Source organism: Flavobacterium sp. B330r, assembly GCF_056824325.1.
The window spans coordinates 4,438,166-4,456,616 of sequence record NZ_CP124860.1 but is presented as its reverse complement, the minus strand read 5'-3'; the positions used below and the strand labels follow the sequence as shown (position 1 = coordinate 4,456,616).

The following is an 18,451-nucleotide window of genomic DNA, read 5'->3' as shown; positions in this document are numbered from 1 at the left end:
TTTGAATACCGCCATTACTTTGTACAATAAATTAATAACAATTTAAAATACAGAATAATGGAAACTAAAAATTTTAAAATTTCGAATACTGAAAGTCAAGTAAACTGGATTGGAAAAAAAGTTACTGGACAACACAATGGAACAATTAATATCGAGAATGGTAATTTTACTTTTTCTAATGACGAACTTAGTGGAGGAAATGTCGTTATAGACACTACTTCTATCTCTATTCTTGATGTTACCGACTCTGCAACAAATCAGCAGTTTGCGGGACATTTGGCTTCTGAGGATTTCTTTTCTACAGACAAATTCAAAACTGCATCTTTAGACATTACGGCTGTTTCTAAACAATCTTCTTCAGCTTATTTTATCGAAGGTAATCTTACCATTAAAGCCATTACACATCCAATTGGTTTCAATTTGAAAGTGGAAAAAAATGAAAACGATTTGAAAGCTTCTGCTAAAATCATCGTTGACCGCACCAAATATGATATGAAATTCCGCTCTGGAAATTTCTTCACCAATCTTGGAGATACTTTGATTTACAACGAATTTGAATTGGATGTTAATCTAACAGCAAAACTTGCTTAATACTTAGAAATCATGCCATACGTAAAAATTGAAGTAACTCGTGAAGGTGTTACAAGAGAACAAAAACAGCAGCTTATTTCTGGCATTACTCAACTAATAACAGATGTTTTGGACAAAGATCCCAGTCTTACACACATCGTGATTCAAGAAATAGAATTAGATGATTGGGGATTTGCAGGCGAACAGGTTTCTGTATTGCGCGAAAGAGGCATTACGGCTCAAAAAAAATAATCATTTAAAATCAGAAAAATGAAAACAATTATAGTAACCGGTGCCTCAACAGGCATCGGTAAATCAATAGCCCAGTTATTTTTAGAAAAAGGCTACAATGTGGTGATCAATTCTGCCAATTTGCAGAATCTAGAAACTACTTTTAAAGAATTAGGACATGCGAATCAACTTGCAATGGTACACGGTGATGTAAGCCGTATTGCAACTGGAAAAGAATTAGTTGAAACTGCTTTAGAACGTTTCGGAAGTGTTGATGTATTGGTAAACAATGCGGGGATATTCCAGCCGCAAGCTTTCTTAGATGTTGAAGAACAAGACTTAGATCGTTTTTTAAACATTAATTTAAAAGGAACTTATTTTACAAGTCAAGCGGCTGTAAAACAAATGCTGCAACAAGGTGAAGGGTCTATTATTAACATCGGAACTGTTTTAGTAAATCATGCCATCGACGGATTTCCTGCAACTGCGCCTATTTCTAGCAAAGGCGGCGTTCATGCCTTTACAAGACAACTTGCTGCAGAATTCGGAAAAAACAATATTAGAGTAAATGCGATTGCTCCAGGGATTATTAGAAGTCCGCTTCAAGCTAAAACAGGTGTCGATAATGCCGATAGTTTGGCAGGATTACATCTATTAAAACGAATTGGAGAAACCCACGATGTGGCGCAATTGGCTCTTTATTTGGCCGAAAGCAATTTTGTAACTGGCGAAATCATTAATTTAGACGGCGGACACGTTGCTGGACACAGTATCCGATAACTTCAAAACTTAAAATCATGGAAAATTTTGGCACAAATGCAGCTCTGATTACAGCTATGCTTATGAATTATTTTAACGGAATTTATACTGGTGATGTTCCTTTATTGCGAAGTGTTTTTCATCAAGAGGCAATTGTTGGTTTTGATATTAATGGGGAAACTCATTTTAAAACCGTAAATCAATATCTGGAAGGCGTAAAAAACCGTAAAAGTCCAAAGGAATTGGGAGAAGAATTCAAAATGAAAATCCTATCTTTAGAAATTATCAATAATACCGCTGTCGCGAAAGTTCAAGTTCCGATATTCGAGTATAATTATTATGACCTTTTAAGCCTTATCGTTGTTGATGGCAAATGGGTTATCAGTAACAAATTAGCAACTAAAGTAAATTAAAATACAATGTGGAATTCAACCAAAATAACACAATTACTAGGTATTGAGTATCCAATTTTACAAGGTCCAATGGGCGGTGGTTTTTCAACTGCCGCTTTATTGGCTTCTGTAAGCAATGCAGGCGGATTAGGCAGTTATGGCGCTTACACACTCACACCTGAAGAAATTAGAGAAGCTGGAAAAGAAATTAAGCTCGCCACTTCTAAACCTTACAATATCAATTTATGGGTTAATGATGTTGACAAAGAACTTCTAAATTATCCTCCAGAAAAACTGGAAAAGATAAAACAGAATTTTAAACCTTATTTTGATGAATTAGGGATTCCGCTTCCTGATTTATCTTCGAACATTCCTTCTAAATTTGAAAAACAAGTAGAAGTTTTATTCGAACTCCAACCCGCTGTTTTCAGTTTTATTTTCGGAATTCCATCAAAAGAAATACTGAAAGAAAGCCGAAAACTAGGCATAAAAACCATTGGAGCTGCAACAACTTTAGAAGAAGCGCTTGCGCTAGAAGATGCAGAAGTAGATGCGATTATCGCTGCAGGATTTGAAGCGGGCGGACACAGACCTTCTTTCTTAAAACCGGCACAAGATTCTTTTACAGGATTGTTCAGTCTTGTTCAGCAATTAAAAGCAAAAACTAAAACACCAATCATTGCTGCAGGCGGAATCATAGACGCAAAAGGAATCGCCGCCGCTCTAACCTTAGGTGCCGATGCTGTACAATTAGGAACTGCTTTTATGGTTACAGATGAATCGGGCGCCGCGCCTGTTCATAAAGAAATGCTTTTTACTAATCCGAATGTTCCAACTACGGTTTCAAAATCGCTTACAGGAAGAATGGGTCGAATGATTAGCAATAAAATCTCTGACGCTGTTCCCTTTGAAACGGAAGTGCTTCCTTTTCCTCTTCAAACCAAATTAATCGCCCCTTTAAAAGTAGCCGCACTCGCCCAAGGAAGAACCGACATGATTAGTTTTTGGTCGGGACAAAATACAAGCAATTTAAAATACCATAAAGCCAGCGAATTAATGCAGTATTTAATTGCTGAAATGTCGGTGTAGTTTTTTAACGCAAAGTTCGCGAAGGTTTTTTATATATAAATGCTGGAGATTTTAAGTTCGCAAAGGTCTTACTAGCTGTTAAGCTTGTGCGTAATTTTTTTTAATCTCGCAAAGTCGCAGAGTCGCAAAGTTTTTTTACCTCTCGCAGATTTGGCAGATTGAGCAGATTATATTTTTAATATTAAAAAATCCCAATGAATGTGCCAAATCTGCGAGAGATAAATCCTTTTAATCTGTTTAATCTGTGGCTTTAAAAAATAAAAAACTTTGCGACTCTGCGACTTTGCGAGAATTTCATATTGTTTTTCTTCACAAAGCTTTGCGAACTTAAAACGCAATCCAGAGAGAAAAAACCTTAGCGAACTTTGCGTTAAAAAACACAAGTCACCCCCTGTCCAGTTCACCCCAAAGTTTGTCCGCTTCAACATAATTTCGATTTCGTTTTTAAGGCTTTCAACGCACATTTGTACCGTTAAATAACTTTAAATATCAAAATCATGAACTCAAAAACAACAAAAATTATCTATTGGACAGGCGCAGTATTAACTTCTTTATGGTTTGGCGCAAGCGGTTTCTTCGAATTAACAAATAATCCATTGGTTTGGGGTATCACACAACAATTGGGTTATCCTGCACATTTCATTTACATCCTTGGCGTTTTTAAAGTAGCTGGTGTCATTACGCTTTTAATTCCGAACAAATTATTACGATTGAAAGAATGGGTTTTCGCAGGCGTATTTTTCGATATCATCTTTGCTTTCTTTTCCAAAATTGCCGTTTTAGGTTTTGGCGCTGCAACCGATGCTATTATTGCTTTTGTAATGGTAAGTGTTACGTATGCAATGTATAGAAAATTATACACCGCAACTTATACTCCATCAGAAATAAACTAAAGAAAATATATCAAAATAAAAATGCCTAATAATTGATATTAGGCATTTTATTATTTTTTGTCTAATTCTCTACAATAAATCACAATGAAAAAGATCATTCTAATTCTCTGTTTTGTACTTTCAGCTTTGTTTTTTATAAGCTGTTTTATGTTTCCAGGATTATAAAATGAAGCCAGTTAATTATCTCATAAAAAGAGAGATTAACTGGTTTATCGGTTTTCTAACCAGCTTAAAAATGCCGTTGCTTTTTCTTTTCCTACCAATAATTTTTCTTCTGTTGGAACACTTAATTTCACGATTATTTTACGCGAAAAATAATGTTCTGCTTCTCTTATAGCCGAAAAATTAACCAAATATTGTCTGTTGATTCTAAAGAACTGAATTGGAGATAAAAGTTTATGAATCTCGTCTAATGACTGCGTTAACGGATATTCGTTTTTGTCTAAAGTCATAATTGTCGGCGTTTCGTTTTTGATGTAGAAAAACGCAATATTCTCGGTTAAAACGGTTTGATATTTATTGTTTTTGAAAACTAAAAAACTGCTTTTTCCTTTATTTTCCCCATTTCTGGTCAACAAATAATCGAAATCAGGCATTACTTTTTTATTTCTCTGAAAGAAGTTTTTCAGTTCTCCCGCTTTCTTTAAAGCTTGCGAAATGCTGTCTCTCGAAAAAGGTTTCAGAACATAATCAATTCCGTTTGATTTGAATGCTTCGATCGCATAATCATCAAAAGCGGTACAGAAAATGACAGGCGACAAGACCTCAACATTCTTAAAAATCTCAAAACACTGACCGTCTGCTAGTTGAATATCCATAAAAATAAGATCTGGCTGATCATTTTCTAAAAGATAATCTACTGCGCCGTCAATGCTTTGTATATAAGACAAAATCTGAACATCGGGTCTGATGCTCAGAATTAATTGACCAAGTGCTTTGGCCGTTTTTACTTCATCTTCAATTATTATGATAGTCATAATTTAGTGGTATTTTTACTTTAAAAGTAGCTTCGTCTTTATCAATTTCGATTTCTTTATGAATCAGGTGCATAAAACGCTGGTTGATATTATCTAAACCAACACCTGTAGACACAGCGCCTCTTTTAAGCTGAATTTTATTTTCAACTACCAAAAACTCATTTTCTGTATAAAGCTTTATTTTGAGAGGTTTATCTAAAGAAACAACATTGTGTTTGATGCAGTTTTCAATTAATAATTGTAAAGTAAAAGGTGGAATTGCCGAATCGTACTGCTTTGGATCGATTTCATTTTCTAAAACAAATCCGTCTTCAAAACGCGCTTTCAGCAAATACACATACGAATCCAGAATCTGAATTTCTTCGCTCAACGGAATCAAATCCATTTTTCGGCTTTCTAGCGTAAAACGATAAAAATCGGATAATTTCAAGATAAAATCAGAACTCTGCGGATCTTGAATATCGACCATTGATTTTAGCGTATTCAGACTATTGAACAAAAAATGCGGATTTACTTGCTGTTTCAATAATTCGTATTGAGCGCCAAGGTTTACAGCTTTTGTGCGTTCTAGCTCAACTCTCATTTGCTGTGTCTGATAATTTTGAAAAAGCAGATGCAGGAACATATAGACAATCAAGTTGATTAAAACTCCGCGAAGTTCAAACATGATTGGCGCATCCATTTTTGAAACCTGAAACAGTTCCTGATGTGCGATTACCAAAATCACCATTAAGACAATCCCTAGAATAACACTCAGTAAAAGCTTCCAGTTAAAAAGGCTTTTATTGGCATGATTAGCAGAAAATTTTGGTAAACTGTAAATGTTGTAATACCATATAAAAAGGGAGAACAACAACGTAATCGAAGAATTTATAATAAGGTCTCCAGGTGTAGAATCGGCATCAAATAATTTAGGTATCGAAGCCATGACCGCCAATGCAATCGAACTTCCCCAAATGACTTTGAGCGAAACCTGAAAACGTTTTGTTTTTTCCATATTGTAATTGGTTTGTTATGATCAAAGATAAGTTTATTTGAAAAAGATTTCACGCAGATTTTTACTGATTTTAGGAGATATGCGCAGATAAATTTTAATCTCGCAAAGTCGCTAAGGCGCAAAGTTTTTTTATTCTCATTTTGTAGAGCTACTCACGGAGATCCCTCGTTCCTCGGGATGACAAACAGGGCGGAAAACTAGAATCAAAAAAAATCTGCAAAATCTGCTAAAATCAATTTAAATCTGCGTGAAACAAAAAATCTAAGCCTTCTTAACTCCCAAAATAGCACCTGAATTCATATCTTGAACAAAACCAATGATTTCAAAATCCTGTGCATTATAATTTTTAGGAAGATGAATTGATGCTGTTCCTTTTTTGCCTTTGTTTAAATCTACAGATTGGAGATTACGAACAATTTGATAATGCGATAAAACCCGATGCGCATTCTCGCCTCTTTTTACATTGCTTTTAGCTTCTTTCTGAACAACTGCAAGCAATAAACGACTGTTTTTTGAAGTGGCTTCGACGTTATAATTTACTGCAAGCGAATTCTCATTTTGAATGCTTTCTAAACTTAAGCTCGTCGAAACTGGCTTTGAAAGTGCCGATTTAATTCCGTTTCTAAGACTCGTTTCCTGAGAACCGATAAAATCAGTTTTTCCATTAATAATTACTTGAGGCGTATAAATGGGTTCTTTTCCCATAAATTGGGCGTAATCGTATTGTCTTTTGGTAAAATCAGCATTGCTGAAAATGTCTTTCCAACCCTGTTTATCCCAATAATCGACATGATAAGCCAATACATAAACGTTTTTATCTCGGTATTCATTCTGAATTTTTCCAAGCAATTCATCAGCAGGCGGACAGCTTGAACAACCTTCTGAAGTATATAATTCTAAAAGGGCAAAACCTTTTGAGTTGTTTTGACTAAAAACGCTGTTTCCAATTAAAAAAAACAGCACTATAAATCCACTTAATATTTTTATCTTTTTCATAATTCTATTTTATTTCCTGCAAAGTTTTCAAAACCTTTTAGGTATGATTTTAAGATGTGCTAAAGCTAATTTAAACCTGCAAGGTTTTAAAAACTTTGCAGGTTCAGCAACTTAAAATTCTTTTTAAAGAATATTAATCTCAACGTTTATATTTCCTCTAGTCGCTTTAGAATATGGACAAGTCTGATGCGCTTGTGCCGCCAAAGTTTCTGCCGTTTGAGTATCAATTCCTGGAAGACTAATATTTAATCTTGCCTGAAGCGAATATTCTCCTTCTGTTACGCACAAATCTACTTCGGCATATACCGCAGTTTCGGCAGGAAGTCTAACCCCAAGTTTAGAAGCCGCAATTCCTAAAGCTCCAATAAAACAAGCCGACCATCCCGCTGCAAACAATTGCTCCGGATTTGTTCCAGGACGTGAAGATCCCGGTGCACTTAATTTGATATTCAATTGTTCGTCTGAACTTTGAGAAGCTCCTTCTCTACCGCCTGTCGTGCGTGTTTTTCCTGTGTATAAAACTTTTGTTTCCATGATTTTTTTGTGTAAAATGTTATTTGTAAAAAGTGAAATGTTTATTGATATTGATTTTGATATTGTAATTGCAATTAAATTTGGAATTTGGAATTTACTTCGAGACATCAATTATCGCTTGTGCAAACGCTTTTGGATCTTCTTGGGGAACGTTGTGTCCGATTCCTTTTAAAACTCTGTGTTCGTATTTTCCGGTGAATTTGTTGGCGTACGCTTTTCCATCCGCGAAAGCGCCGTCAAAATCACTTCCTATTGTAATGGTTGGAACTTTAATCTCTGGTTTTGTAGCAAGGCGTTTCTCTAGATTATCGTATTTTGTTTCTCCTCCTTCAAGAGATTGTCTCCATCTGTAATTATGAATCACAATCGCTACGTGATCTGGATTATCAAAAGACTGTGCGGTTTGATCGTAAGTTACTTTATCAAAATTCCATAACGGAGAAGCGATTTTCCAGATTAGTTTATTGAAATCGTAAGTGTTTTGTGTGTAACCTTGTTTTCCTCTTTCGGTTGCGAAATAATATTGGTACCACCATCCTAACTCAGCTGTTGGAGGAAGCGGTTTTAAATTTGCTTCTAGATTCACCACCAAATAACCACTTACTGAAACCAAACCTTTTACGCGTTCTGGCCAAAGTGCCGATACTACCACCGCAGTTCTCGCTCCCCAATCGAAACCGCCAATTACAGCTTTATCAATTTTAAGCGCATCCATAAAAGCGATAATATCACTGGCTAAAGCAGCTTGTTGACCGTTTCTGAAAGTATCTTTCGAAAGAAAAGTCGTAGTTCCAAATCCGCGTAAGTATGGTGTAAAAACGTGATAACCTTTTGCTACTAAAATCGGAACGACTTCGTTATAACTGTGAATATCGTAAGGCCAGCCGTGAAGTAATATTACTGGAGTTCCGTTTGACGGACCTGCTTCTGTATAGCCCACGTTTAATAATCCAGCATTGATTTGTTTTAAAGTTCCAAGTGAACTGTTTACTTCAATTGTTTTTTGTTTTGAAGTTTGTGCTTGAGTTAAAGCTGCAGTCATAAAAAGAATAGCGATTAGAATATTGGATAGTGTTTTCATAATTATTTTTTTTTGATTAGTTGATTATCAGTTAATTTCTTCGTCAAAGGTATCTTGACATTGTTTGTTTTAAAAGGTAAAAAAAGGTGAAGTGGACAAAGTTGGGGCTGAAATGGACAGGCTTTAATTTGGGATAATTTTAACGCAAAGAGCGCAAAGGATTCGCAGAGAACACAAAGATTTTTTTGAGTTGAACTAAGTTTCTTTTAAGTTCGCAAAGCTGTGTAAATAAAACTTTGTGACTTCGCGTCTTTGCGAGATTAGAAAAACCCAATAATCAGACAAAGATCGCAGAGTGCACAAAGGATTTTCCCAAAGCTCACAAAGGTTTTTGAGTTGAAACTAAGTTTCTCCTAAGTTCGCAAAGCTTTGTAAGAATAAAACTTTGCGACTTAGCGCCTTTGCGAGATTAAAAAAGCCCAATAATCACACAAAGCTTTGCGAACTTAATATCTACTGACATTCTCTTTAAGCAGAACTTCACGTACTTTGCGAAAATACTTTGCGCACTCTGCGTTAAAAACTACACGCATTCAACGTGAAACTATTTTTTCATAACCAAAATCGGTTTCCCTTTTTCCACAATATAAGTCGCCAGTTCTGATGCTTTCGCATTTGTATTATTTCTAGCCGAATGCACCACACCTGCTGGAATAAAAAGCACTTCGCCCGCCTTTAAAGTCACTGGCTTTTCTCCTTCAATCTGATACTCCAGCGAACCTTCAACCACATAAATCACTTCTTCGCCCGGATGAGAATGTTTCCCAAAAGCCGAATGTCCGTCAAAATCGATTCTTGCCTGAACCATTTCGCGTCCCGGAACGCTTAGATCATGTTTTTGCAAATCAACGCGTTTAACGCCAGTTTGTGCTGTAATTTGATTCGGAACTAAAAAGGCAATGATTCCTAAAACAATAATTGCGATTATAACCCATGTTTTTTGTTTTTTCGTTTCCATTATTTTTTCTGTTTTTTAGTTTGCGTATTTTGTATTTGTTTAATAAAATTTGAATTAGTGTTTTCCTCTTAAACTTCTGAAAGCATCGCGAAGTTCAATAGTAAAAATTTGTGGCTCTTCCCATGAAGCGAAATGCCCGCCTTTGCTTACCTCATTATAGTAAGACAAGTTTTTGTATGCTTTTTCAGCCCAGCTTTTTGGTGCCTGATAAATCTCTCCAGGGAATACCGTAATCGCAACTGGAACTTTAATCTCAGCTGTTTTCTGTTCGAAAGCATTAAAATTGTTATTGTTATTTTCCCAATACAATTGAGCCGAAGAATTAGCTGTATTAGTTAGCCAATACAATGAAATATCGTCTAGCATTTCATCTTTCGTAAGTGCTTGTTCGGCATTTCCTCCACTGTATGTCCAATCATTGAATTTATCCAAAAAAAATGAAGCCAATCCAACAGGAGAATCTGTCAATCCATAACCTAAAGTCTGCGGACGTGTTACCATCATTCCAGCATAACCGCCACCTTTTGTATATAATTTGTTTAGTGAATTAAAAGCCGCTTTTTCCTTGACCGATAATCCTTGAGGAGCTGAATCACCGTCTTTTAGCGCCTTAGCAATATCAGCGGGAACTGTCGCTGGCATATTTACATGAATTCCTAACAAACCTTCTGGGGCTTGTCGCGCCATAGCATCTGCGATTACAGAACCCCAATCGCCACCCTGCGAAACGTAATGTTTATAACCTAAACGTTTCATTAAAACATCCCAAGCGTTTCCAATTTTCTCTGGCCCCCAACCCGTTCCTTTTGGTTTTTCAGAAAAACCATAACCTGGCATTGACGGAATTACCAAATCGAAAGCATCTTCTGCTTTTCCTCCGTACGAAGTCGGATCTGTAAGCGGCCCAACCACTTTTAAAAGCTCAAAAACCGAACCTGGCCAGCCGTGCGTAATAATTAGTGGCATTGCATTTTTGTGTTTCGATTTTACATGTACAAACTGAATATCCAGTCCGTCAATGTTGGTTATAAACTGAGGCAGCGCATTTAGTTTATCTTCGGCCTTATGCCAATCATAATCTGTTCCCCAATATTTTACCAGACGCTGAATCTGATTTAATTGTACCCCTTGTGACTGATCGCTAACCGTTTCTTGATCTGGCCATCTTGTAGCATTGATACGATTTCGAAGATCTGTAATCGCTTCCTGTGAAACGGCAATATGATAAGGACGAATTAAACTCGCATCATTTTTATTTTGCTTGTCTTTGTTCTGTGCGAAAGAAGCTGATGCTAATAACATAAAAGTTCCCGCAGTAATTGTTTGAATAAAAGAATGTCTATTTCTCTGAGATGTTTTCATTTTTTTTGATTTTTAAATTAGTGTTATTTGTTAATTTCTTTGTCAAAAGTATTTCGATAACCCTTCATACGAAATCAGAAAATAGGTGAAACGGACAAACTCTAAGGTGAAATGGACAGGCCGTGAGTTGTGAATTTTGAGAGGTAAAATGTTTGAGAGATTAACCGCAAAGAGCGCAAGGATTTACGCAATCCCGATAGCTATCGGGAGCGAAGTTTTTAATCTCGCAAAGACGCGAAGTCGCTAAGTTTTATTCTCACAGCTTTGTGTTCTCAATACTTATAATAAGTTTGACTCTAAAAATATCTTTGTGTGCTTTGCGTAACCTTTGCGCTCTTTGCGGTTAAATAAACAGCATGTAAAGCCTTTGTGACTTCCTGCCTTTGTGGCAAAATGAGCAAAAAAAAATCAGGATTAGTATTTTACCACCATCCTGATTTTCTGATTTTCTGAATTAAATTTAACCTTCACTTTTATCTTCTTCCTCTAAAGCCGCCGCCGCCTCTGAAACCGCCACCGCCGAAACCTCCACCATTAAAACGGCCTCCATCTCTTTGGATATTTTGGAAATTACGCGTTTGCATTTCTCCGCGATCTCTAGAAAGAGCCGAGCGATCCAAATCGTTTGTAATGTCTGGATGTCCAGCTTCTCCGAGCGGTTTATTTGGCTGTCCGAGGGTTTGATCTGCTTTAGGGAAATTATCGCGCTGCATTCCGTCTCCCATTCGGGTTTCGCCTCCTAGGTTTTGATTCGCTTTTGGCAAATTATCACGCTGAATTCTTTCGCCAGCACCATTTGCGCCAAGCCCTTCATTAGGTCTGTCACGCTGAATTCTCTCTCCCGCTCCATTTGCACCAAGTCCCTGATTCGGTTTATTACGCTGAATCGCATCGCCCGCTTTTTTGGACGAACCCAAAGTTCCTGCTTGCGTCCAGCCACCATTTCCATTATTGTAATGACTCCAATTTCCGTTCGAATCTCTTTTATAAACATGTCCATCGTGACCAGCGTACACATTATTATTGGTATGAATCGTAGTTCCTCCACCTCTTCTATGCGTAATTACACCTTTATTTCCACCCGAAGTTTCATAACCAATTGCCGTACCGCGTCGCGTTGTAATATGACCTGTCTGCGCCCACTGATTTCCGTTTGTAGCAGCCGAATGTCCCCATTGTGCATACGCATTATGTCCTTGGTTGGTTCTCACATAATTTCCCGTCCACGGATTATAAGTACTTGCAGCAGTGCGCCCGCCATACCAACCCTGAACACTTGCTGAACGCCCATATCTTCCCGTTGCAGGATTATACCAAGCCGAAGTTCCAGCTGCGCCATAAGGTCCGTAAACGCGTCTTCCTGCCGCATAACCTCCCGTCCACGGATTGTAAACTGCTCCTCCTCCATACGCATAAGGCCACGGACGATAAATTGGATACAGTCCGCCGTAATACATATAAGGCGGATAATACCATCCTGTGCCGTACGTTAATATTGCACCAAACGTAGCCCCAATAATAAAAGCACCTAAATAACCCGCTGTCGAACTGCTTTCAACCGTTGTATCGGTTGTAGTTTGCGTTACATACGTTACGTTGTATACTGGCGAACTTGGCGGAATCGTATATATTTCTTTCGGCACAGAATCGCATGTTTTCCAAGGTCCGTTCGGATTTGTCGACATAAACCAAACCGCCTGAAAACACAAATAATACAAATCTCCCACTTTTATAATCTTCTCCTGCGTATTACTTGCATATTGCATTTTGGTTCCGTCAATTGGTTTAAACTGAGGTGTTCCACCATCATACGATACTTTTACTTTTGCCTCGGCATCCGATTTCTTTAAAATAGCCGTTGTCGGAACTTGCGATAACATTACAGCATCATTCGCTTCCTGAGTTCCAGGCACAGATGACAATACATTAGCACGTGGAGAATCTTTCGGAATCTTAGCAAAATCAGCTGGAAGACTATTACTAGCATAACTCCACGGTCCAGTTAATTCTTTAGACTTAAACCATCTTCCAGATAATAGTACATAATACTGGCCTTTGTTTTCATCGGCAAAAACATCATTCTCGGTATTGTCAATGTATAACAATTTGGTTCCTGGAATTTTAACGAATTTCGGACTTCCGTTTATCGCAATCAATTCTGCAGGTTTATTACTGTAGAAAACTTCAGGAGCTGCTCCAGAAGAAGGCGGCGGAATCATTTTCTTAACATCATCAAAATTCTGTCCCGAAGGCAGATTGCTCAAACCTGCAGGCAATTGGGTTGTTTTTGTCCATTTGCCCGCGACATTTTTCGAAGTCAGCCAGATATTCTCTACCAATAAATAATAATCTTTTGTGGTTTTATCAAAAAACAAATCCCAATTGGTATTTACCACATATTGGATATCCGATTTTTCTACAGGCACCAAAACCGGTTCACCTTGCACAATAAGCAAAATGGACGGATTCGTACTGTAAAAAATGGCTGGAGGATCGTTTTTAGCCGCAATTCCCTTTGGCGGACTTTTAGTATGACTTAAATCTGCCAAAATACGATCTACCGAAATAGGATCTCCGCTCTGAGGCAACGTTTCTTTAAAAAGCTTTTCCATTTCAGGAACTTTCTTTTCGTCAAGAGCTGGAAACCGGATATCGGTTACCTGAAGATTTTTAATAAAAGCGCTTCGGTTGTCTTTGTCTACCAATGTTTCTGCCTTCAAAGAAGCCACACCCAAAACCTGTTTTCCATCTTTGGGAGTCAGCGAAAAAGCTACTCTCGCTGTAAGTTCCTTAAAATCTTTCCAGTCGTCTACCTGAGGCTGATAATAAACTAGTTTTGTACCGTTATTTTCGGCTTCCCGAGGCCAGCCACGATCTGCAATTAATGTAGAGTCGGCAGTATCAGACTTTCCAGTTTCAGAACTTGACTGCTTAGTATCTTTATCTTTTTTGCAGGAGAACAAAATTGAACTCAAACAAACTCCAATTATTAGAAAAGCATTTCTCATAAATTTAAAAGTTAGATTATTCATTGAAAATTTATTTTCTCGATCGTCTTATAAAATTCTTTCGTATAAAATTAAATTCACCGCATAAATAAAACTACAAATCAGACACTTACTTTGTTTCACATTATAATTTGAAACCAAATAAGTATCTAAATGCTCTTTCTTTTCTCAAACCAAAAATTTTTAATCTGCACCTATAAGGTAAGGTAAAATGAAGCATTGATATTGATTAGGAGCTGTTTCCTGCTATCCGCTATATCTTTTCCTTGCTAAAGAAGCAAGAAAAAGGATACCGCTCCTATCAGGGCTAGGGCACTCATTTCCAAAAGGAAGTTTTACAGAAAATTATTATTTTAAGTCTTTTGTGTTCTAACCTCAATCTAATCAATGGTTATAAATTATATTTATAACTATAAAAAATTATTAATTTGATTAATAAACACCTTCCCTATACCTTTGTCTCATCAAAATCAAAGAAATGATTTGAACATCTTAAAAAATAACTTTAAAAAATAGAAATCATGAAATTTACAAGAAGAGCAAACGCAAACTGGAAAGGTACAGGAATGGAAGGAAAAGGAACCATTAGTACACAAAGCACAACTTTAGATAATGCACAATTATCATTCAAAACTCGTTTTGAGCAAGGTGTTGGAACCAATCCTGAAGAATTAATCGCAGCGGCACATTCTGGGTGTTTTACTATGCAGTTAAGCTTTTTATTATCTGAAGCAGGTTTCGTTCCAGAAGATTTAGATACAACAGCTAAAGTAACTTTTGAAGACGGAACTATTACTTTAATTCAGTTAGAATTGACTGGAAAAGTACCCGGAATTTCTGCAGAAGAGTTTCAGCAAACTGCTCAGAAAGCAAAAGAAATTTGTCCAATTTCTAAATTGCTGAATACTGAGATTACTTTATCAATCACTTTACTTTAAATAAATCCCAATACAAAAATCCCAAATTCCAAAGCTTTGTCTTCCTGAGCGAAGTCGAAGGACACGCCAGAAATTCCACAAAGAATATCACCAATCTTTGTAGAGTTGCTTGCGAAGATTTGCTTCGCCAGTTCGCTATCGCTTGAGTCTCCTTCGTCGAAATGACAAAACTGGGACAAAACATATTTACAATCTAAAATTTTATAAAAATGAAAACAATATTTAAAAGCTTTTTAGCATTCGCAATACTAATTTTTAGTTTGGCATTCACTAACGTAAACGCACAAACTAATCCTAAAATTAAAAATGTCGTATTGGTTCACGGTGCATTTGCAGATGGCTCTGGATAGCAAGGTTTATACAAAGTTTTGACTAAAAAAGGCTATAATGTAACGATCGTTCAGAATCCGTTGAGTTCTTTGGAAGATGATGTAAAAGCCACAAACTTAGCTTTAGACAAACAAGACGGACCCACAATTTTGGTTGGACATTCTTGGGGAGGAACAGTAATTACAGAAGCTGGAAATCACCCTAAAGTAGCGGCTTTGGTTTATGTAGCGGCTTTACAGCCTGATAATGGCGAAAATTCTGTTCAATGGTTGCAAACTGCTCCTCCAGCTCCAGAAAATGGTGTATTGCCTCCAGATGAAAAAGGAATTGCGTATTATGACAAAGCTAAATTTCACGCTGGTTTTGCGGGAGACTTAAGCAAAGAACAAGCCGATTTTATGTATGCTTCGCAAGGTGCTTTTCATGCGCAAGGCTTTTTAACACCAATAACTAAAGCAGCTTGGAGAACTAAACCTTCTTACGGAATCGTAGCGACTGAAGATAAAAGTATTGTTCCGAGTATTCAGTACGCAATGTACAAACGTTCTAACTCCAAAATCACTGAAATTAAAGGTAGCCACGTGGTATTTATTTCTCAACCAGAGAAAGTGGCGAATGTGATTATTGAAGCATCAAAATAATTGTTAATGGTTAATTGTAAATTATAAATTCACATAATCTTGTCATTTCGACTGAGGAGAAATCTTCGCAAGAAACTCTACAAAGATTGGCGACATTCTACACGGAGCTACTTGTGGAGATTTCTCGTTCCTCCTTTAGATTTGTTTTTTGAAATTTTAAGTAGATTTATGATTGAGAAAGGAAGCAAAAGTAAACTGTTCGTTCCTCCGAGCTTGTGACTCATATTTCGATTAAGACTTTAGCTTCCTTTTCATCAAAGACTCAGATAGAAATTTGGGCTAGTGACCCGTTATTAAGGAGTTGAGCTTATGATGAATTTCTCAAATCATTTGTTGAATCGTAAAAGCAAAGTTATGAAAAACATTATTATCGGCATTGATATCAGCAGCAAGACTTTGGATATTTGTGTTAAAGAGGAATCAGTAAATTATTTTTCTATTGAGAATAAGATTCAGGCAATAAAGCATTTTTTCAAAAAATATTCAGGTGAAAATGTAATGATCGCTATGGAAAATACTGGCAGATACAATTGGAATCTGTTTGAAGCACTTGAAAAATTCAACTTTAAGGTTTATGTAATATCTGCTTTGCATATCAAGAAAAGCATAGGTCTTGTCAGAGGCAAAAATGATAAAATTGATGCGTTGCGAATTTGTAGTTTTATTGAAAAAAATTATCAGGAAAATAGGGAATGGAAACCAAGTTCCTGCTCCATTAAAAAGATAAAAATATTATTAACCGAAAGAGCTTTAAGAATAAAAATCAAAAAACAGCTTATGGTTCAGCAGCATGACTACAAATTAATGAAAGGCATTGCAATGGATAAAGAATTGAAAAGCTTAAACATCAAACTTATTAAAAGCATTGATGCACAGATTAAGATTATTGAAAATGATATTGAAAAAGTAATACATAATGACCAAAGTTTAAGCCAGCAACAGAAACTGATAAGATCTGTTCCTGGAGTGGGCCAAGTTCTATCATGGACATTATTATCAAAAACAGAAGGTTTTACAGTTATAACTGATCCAAGAAAAATGGCATGCTACAGCGGAGTCGTGCCTTTTGATTTTCAATCTGGAACATCATTAAAAAGAAGACCCGGAGTATCAATGCTTGCAGATAAAAACCTAAAAACCATTCTGCATTTGGCAGCAATGAGTGCAATTAGATTCGATAATGATCTGAGAAGATATTACATTAGAAAAGTTGATGAAGGAAAAAACAAAATGAGTGTTTTAAATGCTGTGAGAAACAAAATAATCCATAGAGTTTTTGCAGTAATAAAAAACCAAACCTTTTATGAAAAAGATTTGGTTTTATCATAGAAATCGAAATGACAAAATCCAAAATAAAAAATAAAAATTCCAAATTCCAAATTCCAAGCTGTACAGTTATTGGAATTTGGAATTTTTATTTTGTAATTTAACTCGACTTACTTACAGCTTTTATAAAATAAGGCGAATCGTTCCAGCGGATTTTTTTATAATTGAAATCTTTTTTCAACGATTCGGGAAGGCAGTTCCAGATTGCTTCATTCATTTTCTCGAGTAATAATTTCTTGGAGAAGGAATCGGAAACTACTAGACTTATTTCTCTTACGGGAACGGGTTCTTTGAAAGGTTTAAAAAGTCCGCCTGATTCGTTTAAGGTCGAAAGTTTAGGAATAATCGCAAATCCTAAATGAGCTCGAACCAGATTTTTTAAGGTTTCTATCGAATTAATATCATACGTAAATTGTTCCTTTATTTTATCAGATGTTTTTAGTCCGCAGATGTCCAATAATTGTGCGTTGTAGCAATATTCGTGATGCAATAATAACAATTCGGTTTTGTCGCCAGGCTGCATTTCGTAAAATTCATCATTCGCCATAGGATGCGTCTGATTTAAATAGGCAACAAAAGGTTCTTTAAAAACAACATGTTCGATTAAATTCGGATTTCCTGTTGGCGTAGCCATAATCGCTACGTCAATTGCGCCTGTTTCTAAATCGCGCATTAAATGTCCCGTATATCCTTCTTTAATAATAAAATGCACTTTTGGTGCCACTTCTTTCATTGCTTGAATAAACAGTGGAATCAGATAAGGCGATAAAGTGGAAATAATGCCAAGTTTCAACTCTCCTTCCAATAGATTTTTTTCGTTGATCACAAAATCACGAATTTCATCGACCTCACGAAGTATCTTTTTGGCTTTATTAATAATTTCAATTCCTAAAACGGTTGGTGTCAACGGCACTTTATTTCGATCAAAAATCTTAATTCCGATTTCTTCTTCCAGATTTTTTAACTGAATGGTCAGTCCGGGCTGCGTTACCATACAAACTTCGGCAGCTCTCGCAAAATGCCGTTCTTCGTCTAAAGCCACTATATATTTTAACTGCTGAATGGTCATGTTTTCTAGTTTCTAAGGTACTGAGATGCTAAGGTACTGAGTTGCTCTTTTTTATTGTTAGTTTTTTAAGAAAACTTTGCTTTTGTTTTTATTTAGTGATTCTAAAAATACCCTATTCTATTCTTTTTTTGTCTTTTAGAGGTAATTGTTATTATTCCTCCCTGTCTATATTTACCATAATACCGCACTAAAAATACTGCGCATATACCAGCAGTAAATCCAACTACATTTTAGAAATCCCATTATTCTCCTCTATATCAAAATAAAGGATCGCAAAACTATTGCATCAAATTAACCTTA

Annotated in this window: 19 protein-coding genes; 10 read left to right on the top strand and 9 right to left on the bottom strand. The window is 36.3% G+C overall.

What is annotated here, in order from left to right; all coding sequences use genetic code 11:
* Positions 1-57 precede the first annotated feature (57 nt).
* The 6 genes from QLQ95_RS19790 (at position 58) to QLQ95_RS19765 (ending at position 3,934) form a co-directional block, all read left to right on the top strand.
* A complete protein-coding gene (locus QLQ95_RS19790; RefSeq protein ID WP_482501311.1) occupies positions 58-591 on the top strand; it encodes a YceI family protein in 534 nt (177 codons plus the stop codon).
* A gap of 12 nt (positions 592-603) precedes the next feature.
* The gene (locus QLQ95_RS19785) at positions 604-822 is read left to right on the top strand and encodes a tautomerase family protein (RefSeq protein ID WP_095929127.1); all 219 of its coding nucleotides are present in this window, start codon (positions 604-606) and stop codon (positions 820-822) included.
* Between the two features lie 18 nt (positions 823-840).
* Entirely contained in the window at positions 841-1,581 is a 741-nt protein-coding gene (locus QLQ95_RS19780; RefSeq protein WP_482501310.1) for an SDR family NAD(P)-dependent oxidoreductase, read from the top strand.
* A gap of 17 nt (positions 1,582-1,598) precedes the next feature.
* On the top strand, positions 1,599-1,973 hold the full coding sequence (locus tag QLQ95_RS19775) for a nuclear transport factor 2 family protein (protein ID WP_320493708.1): 375 nt from the start codon (positions 1,599-1,601) through the stop codon (positions 1,971-1,973).
* A gap of 6 nt (positions 1,974-1,979) precedes the next feature.
* Entirely contained in the window at positions 1,980-3,041 is a 1,062-nt protein-coding gene (locus tag QLQ95_RS19770; protein WP_482501309.1) for an NAD(P)H-dependent flavin oxidoreductase, read from the top strand.
* A gap of 497 nt (positions 3,042-3,538) precedes the next feature.
* Complete coding sequence (locus QLQ95_RS19765; RefSeq protein ID WP_427873565.1) at positions 3,539-3,934, top strand: DoxX family protein; 396 nt, start codon at positions 3,539-3,541, stop codon at positions 3,932-3,934.
* A gap of 209 nt (positions 3,935-4,143) precedes the next feature.
* Here QLQ95_RS19765 and QLQ95_RS19760 read toward each other — a convergent pair whose 3' ends face one another.
* From QLQ95_RS19760 to QLQ95_RS19725, 8 genes are all read right to left on the bottom strand, one after another.
* Complete coding sequence (locus tag QLQ95_RS19760) at positions 4,144-4,911, bottom strand: LytR/AlgR family response regulator transcription factor (RefSeq protein WP_482501307.1); 768 nt, start codon at positions 4,909-4,911, stop codon at positions 4,144-4,146.
* Positions 4,892-5,908 carry a sensor histidine kinase gene (locus QLQ95_RS19755; RefSeq protein ID WP_482501306.1) on the bottom strand — a complete coding sequence of 339 codons (1,017 nt, stop codon included), beginning with the start codon at positions 5,906-5,908 and terminating at the stop codon, positions 4,892-4,894. The genes QLQ95_RS19760 and QLQ95_RS19755 overlap by 20 nt, the downstream gene beginning before the upstream one ends.
* Before the next feature lie 261 nt (positions 5,909-6,169).
* Entirely contained in the window at positions 6,170-6,904 is a 735-nt protein-coding gene (locus QLQ95_RS19750; protein WP_482501304.1) for a DUF1223 domain-containing protein, read from the bottom strand.
* Positions 6,905-7,027: 123 nt separating this feature from the next.
* Positions 7,028-7,438: an organic hydroperoxide resistance protein gene (locus tag QLQ95_RS19745; RefSeq protein ID WP_482501302.1), complete on the bottom strand. Its 411-nt coding sequence runs from the start codon at positions 7,436-7,438 to the stop codon at positions 7,028-7,030.
* 94 nt (positions 7,439-7,532) lie between these two features.
* A complete protein-coding gene (locus QLQ95_RS19740; protein ID WP_482501300.1) occupies positions 7,533-8,519 on the bottom strand; it encodes an alpha/beta fold hydrolase in 987 nt (328 codons plus the stop codon).
* Positions 8,520-9,063: 544 nt separating this feature from the next.
* The gene (locus tag QLQ95_RS19735; protein ID WP_320493715.1) at positions 9,064-9,477 is read right to left on the bottom strand and encodes a cupin domain-containing protein; all 414 of its coding nucleotides are present in this window, start codon (positions 9,475-9,477) and stop codon (positions 9,064-9,066) included.
* A 54-nt stretch (positions 9,478-9,531) separates the two neighbouring features.
* The gene (locus tag QLQ95_RS19730) at positions 9,532-10,839 is read right to left on the bottom strand and encodes an epoxide hydrolase family protein (RefSeq protein ID WP_482501298.1); all 1,308 of its coding nucleotides are present in this window, start codon (positions 10,837-10,839) and stop codon (positions 9,532-9,534) included.
* A 473-nt stretch (positions 10,840-11,312) separates the two neighbouring features.
* Positions 11,313-13,847, bottom strand: coding sequence for a hypothetical protein (locus tag QLQ95_RS19725; protein WP_482501297.1), 2,535 nt, complete (start codon positions 13,845-13,847; stop codon positions 11,313-11,315).
* Positions 13,848-14,368: 521 nt separating this feature from the next.
* Here QLQ95_RS19725 and QLQ95_RS19720 point away from each other — a divergent pair.
* The 4 genes from QLQ95_RS19720 to QLQ95_RS19705 all read left to right on the top strand — a co-directional run bounded on the left by QLQ95_RS19720 (position 14,369) and on the right by QLQ95_RS19705 (position 17,085).
* The gene (locus QLQ95_RS19720; RefSeq protein ID WP_095929114.1) at positions 14,369-14,785 is read left to right on the top strand and encodes an OsmC family protein; all 417 of its coding nucleotides are present in this window, start codon (positions 14,369-14,371) and stop codon (positions 14,783-14,785) included.
* A gap of 209 nt (positions 14,786-14,994) precedes the next feature.
* Positions 14,995-15,135 carry a hypothetical protein gene (locus QLQ95_RS19715; RefSeq protein ID WP_482501295.1) on the top strand — a complete coding sequence of 47 codons (141 nt, stop codon included), beginning with the start codon at positions 14,995-14,997 and terminating at the stop codon, positions 15,133-15,135.
* 18 nt (positions 15,136-15,153) lie between these two features.
* Positions 15,154-15,756: an alpha/beta hydrolase gene (locus tag QLQ95_RS19710; protein WP_482501293.1), complete on the top strand. Its 603-nt coding sequence runs from the start codon at positions 15,154-15,156 to the stop codon at positions 15,754-15,756.
* Between the two features lie 354 nt (positions 15,757-16,110).
* The gene (locus tag QLQ95_RS19705; protein WP_320494668.1) at positions 16,111-17,085 is read left to right on the top strand and encodes an IS110 family RNA-guided transposase; all 975 of its coding nucleotides are present in this window, start codon (positions 16,111-16,113) and stop codon (positions 17,083-17,085) included.
* 97 nt (positions 17,086-17,182) lie between these two features.
* Here the strand turns inward: QLQ95_RS19705 and QLQ95_RS19700 are convergent, their stop codons facing one another.
* Positions 17,183-18,151, bottom strand: coding sequence for a LysR substrate-binding domain-containing protein (locus QLQ95_RS19700; RefSeq protein ID WP_482501291.1), 969 nt, complete (start codon positions 18,149-18,151; stop codon positions 17,183-17,185).
* Positions 18,152-18,451: the final 300 nt, after the last annotated feature.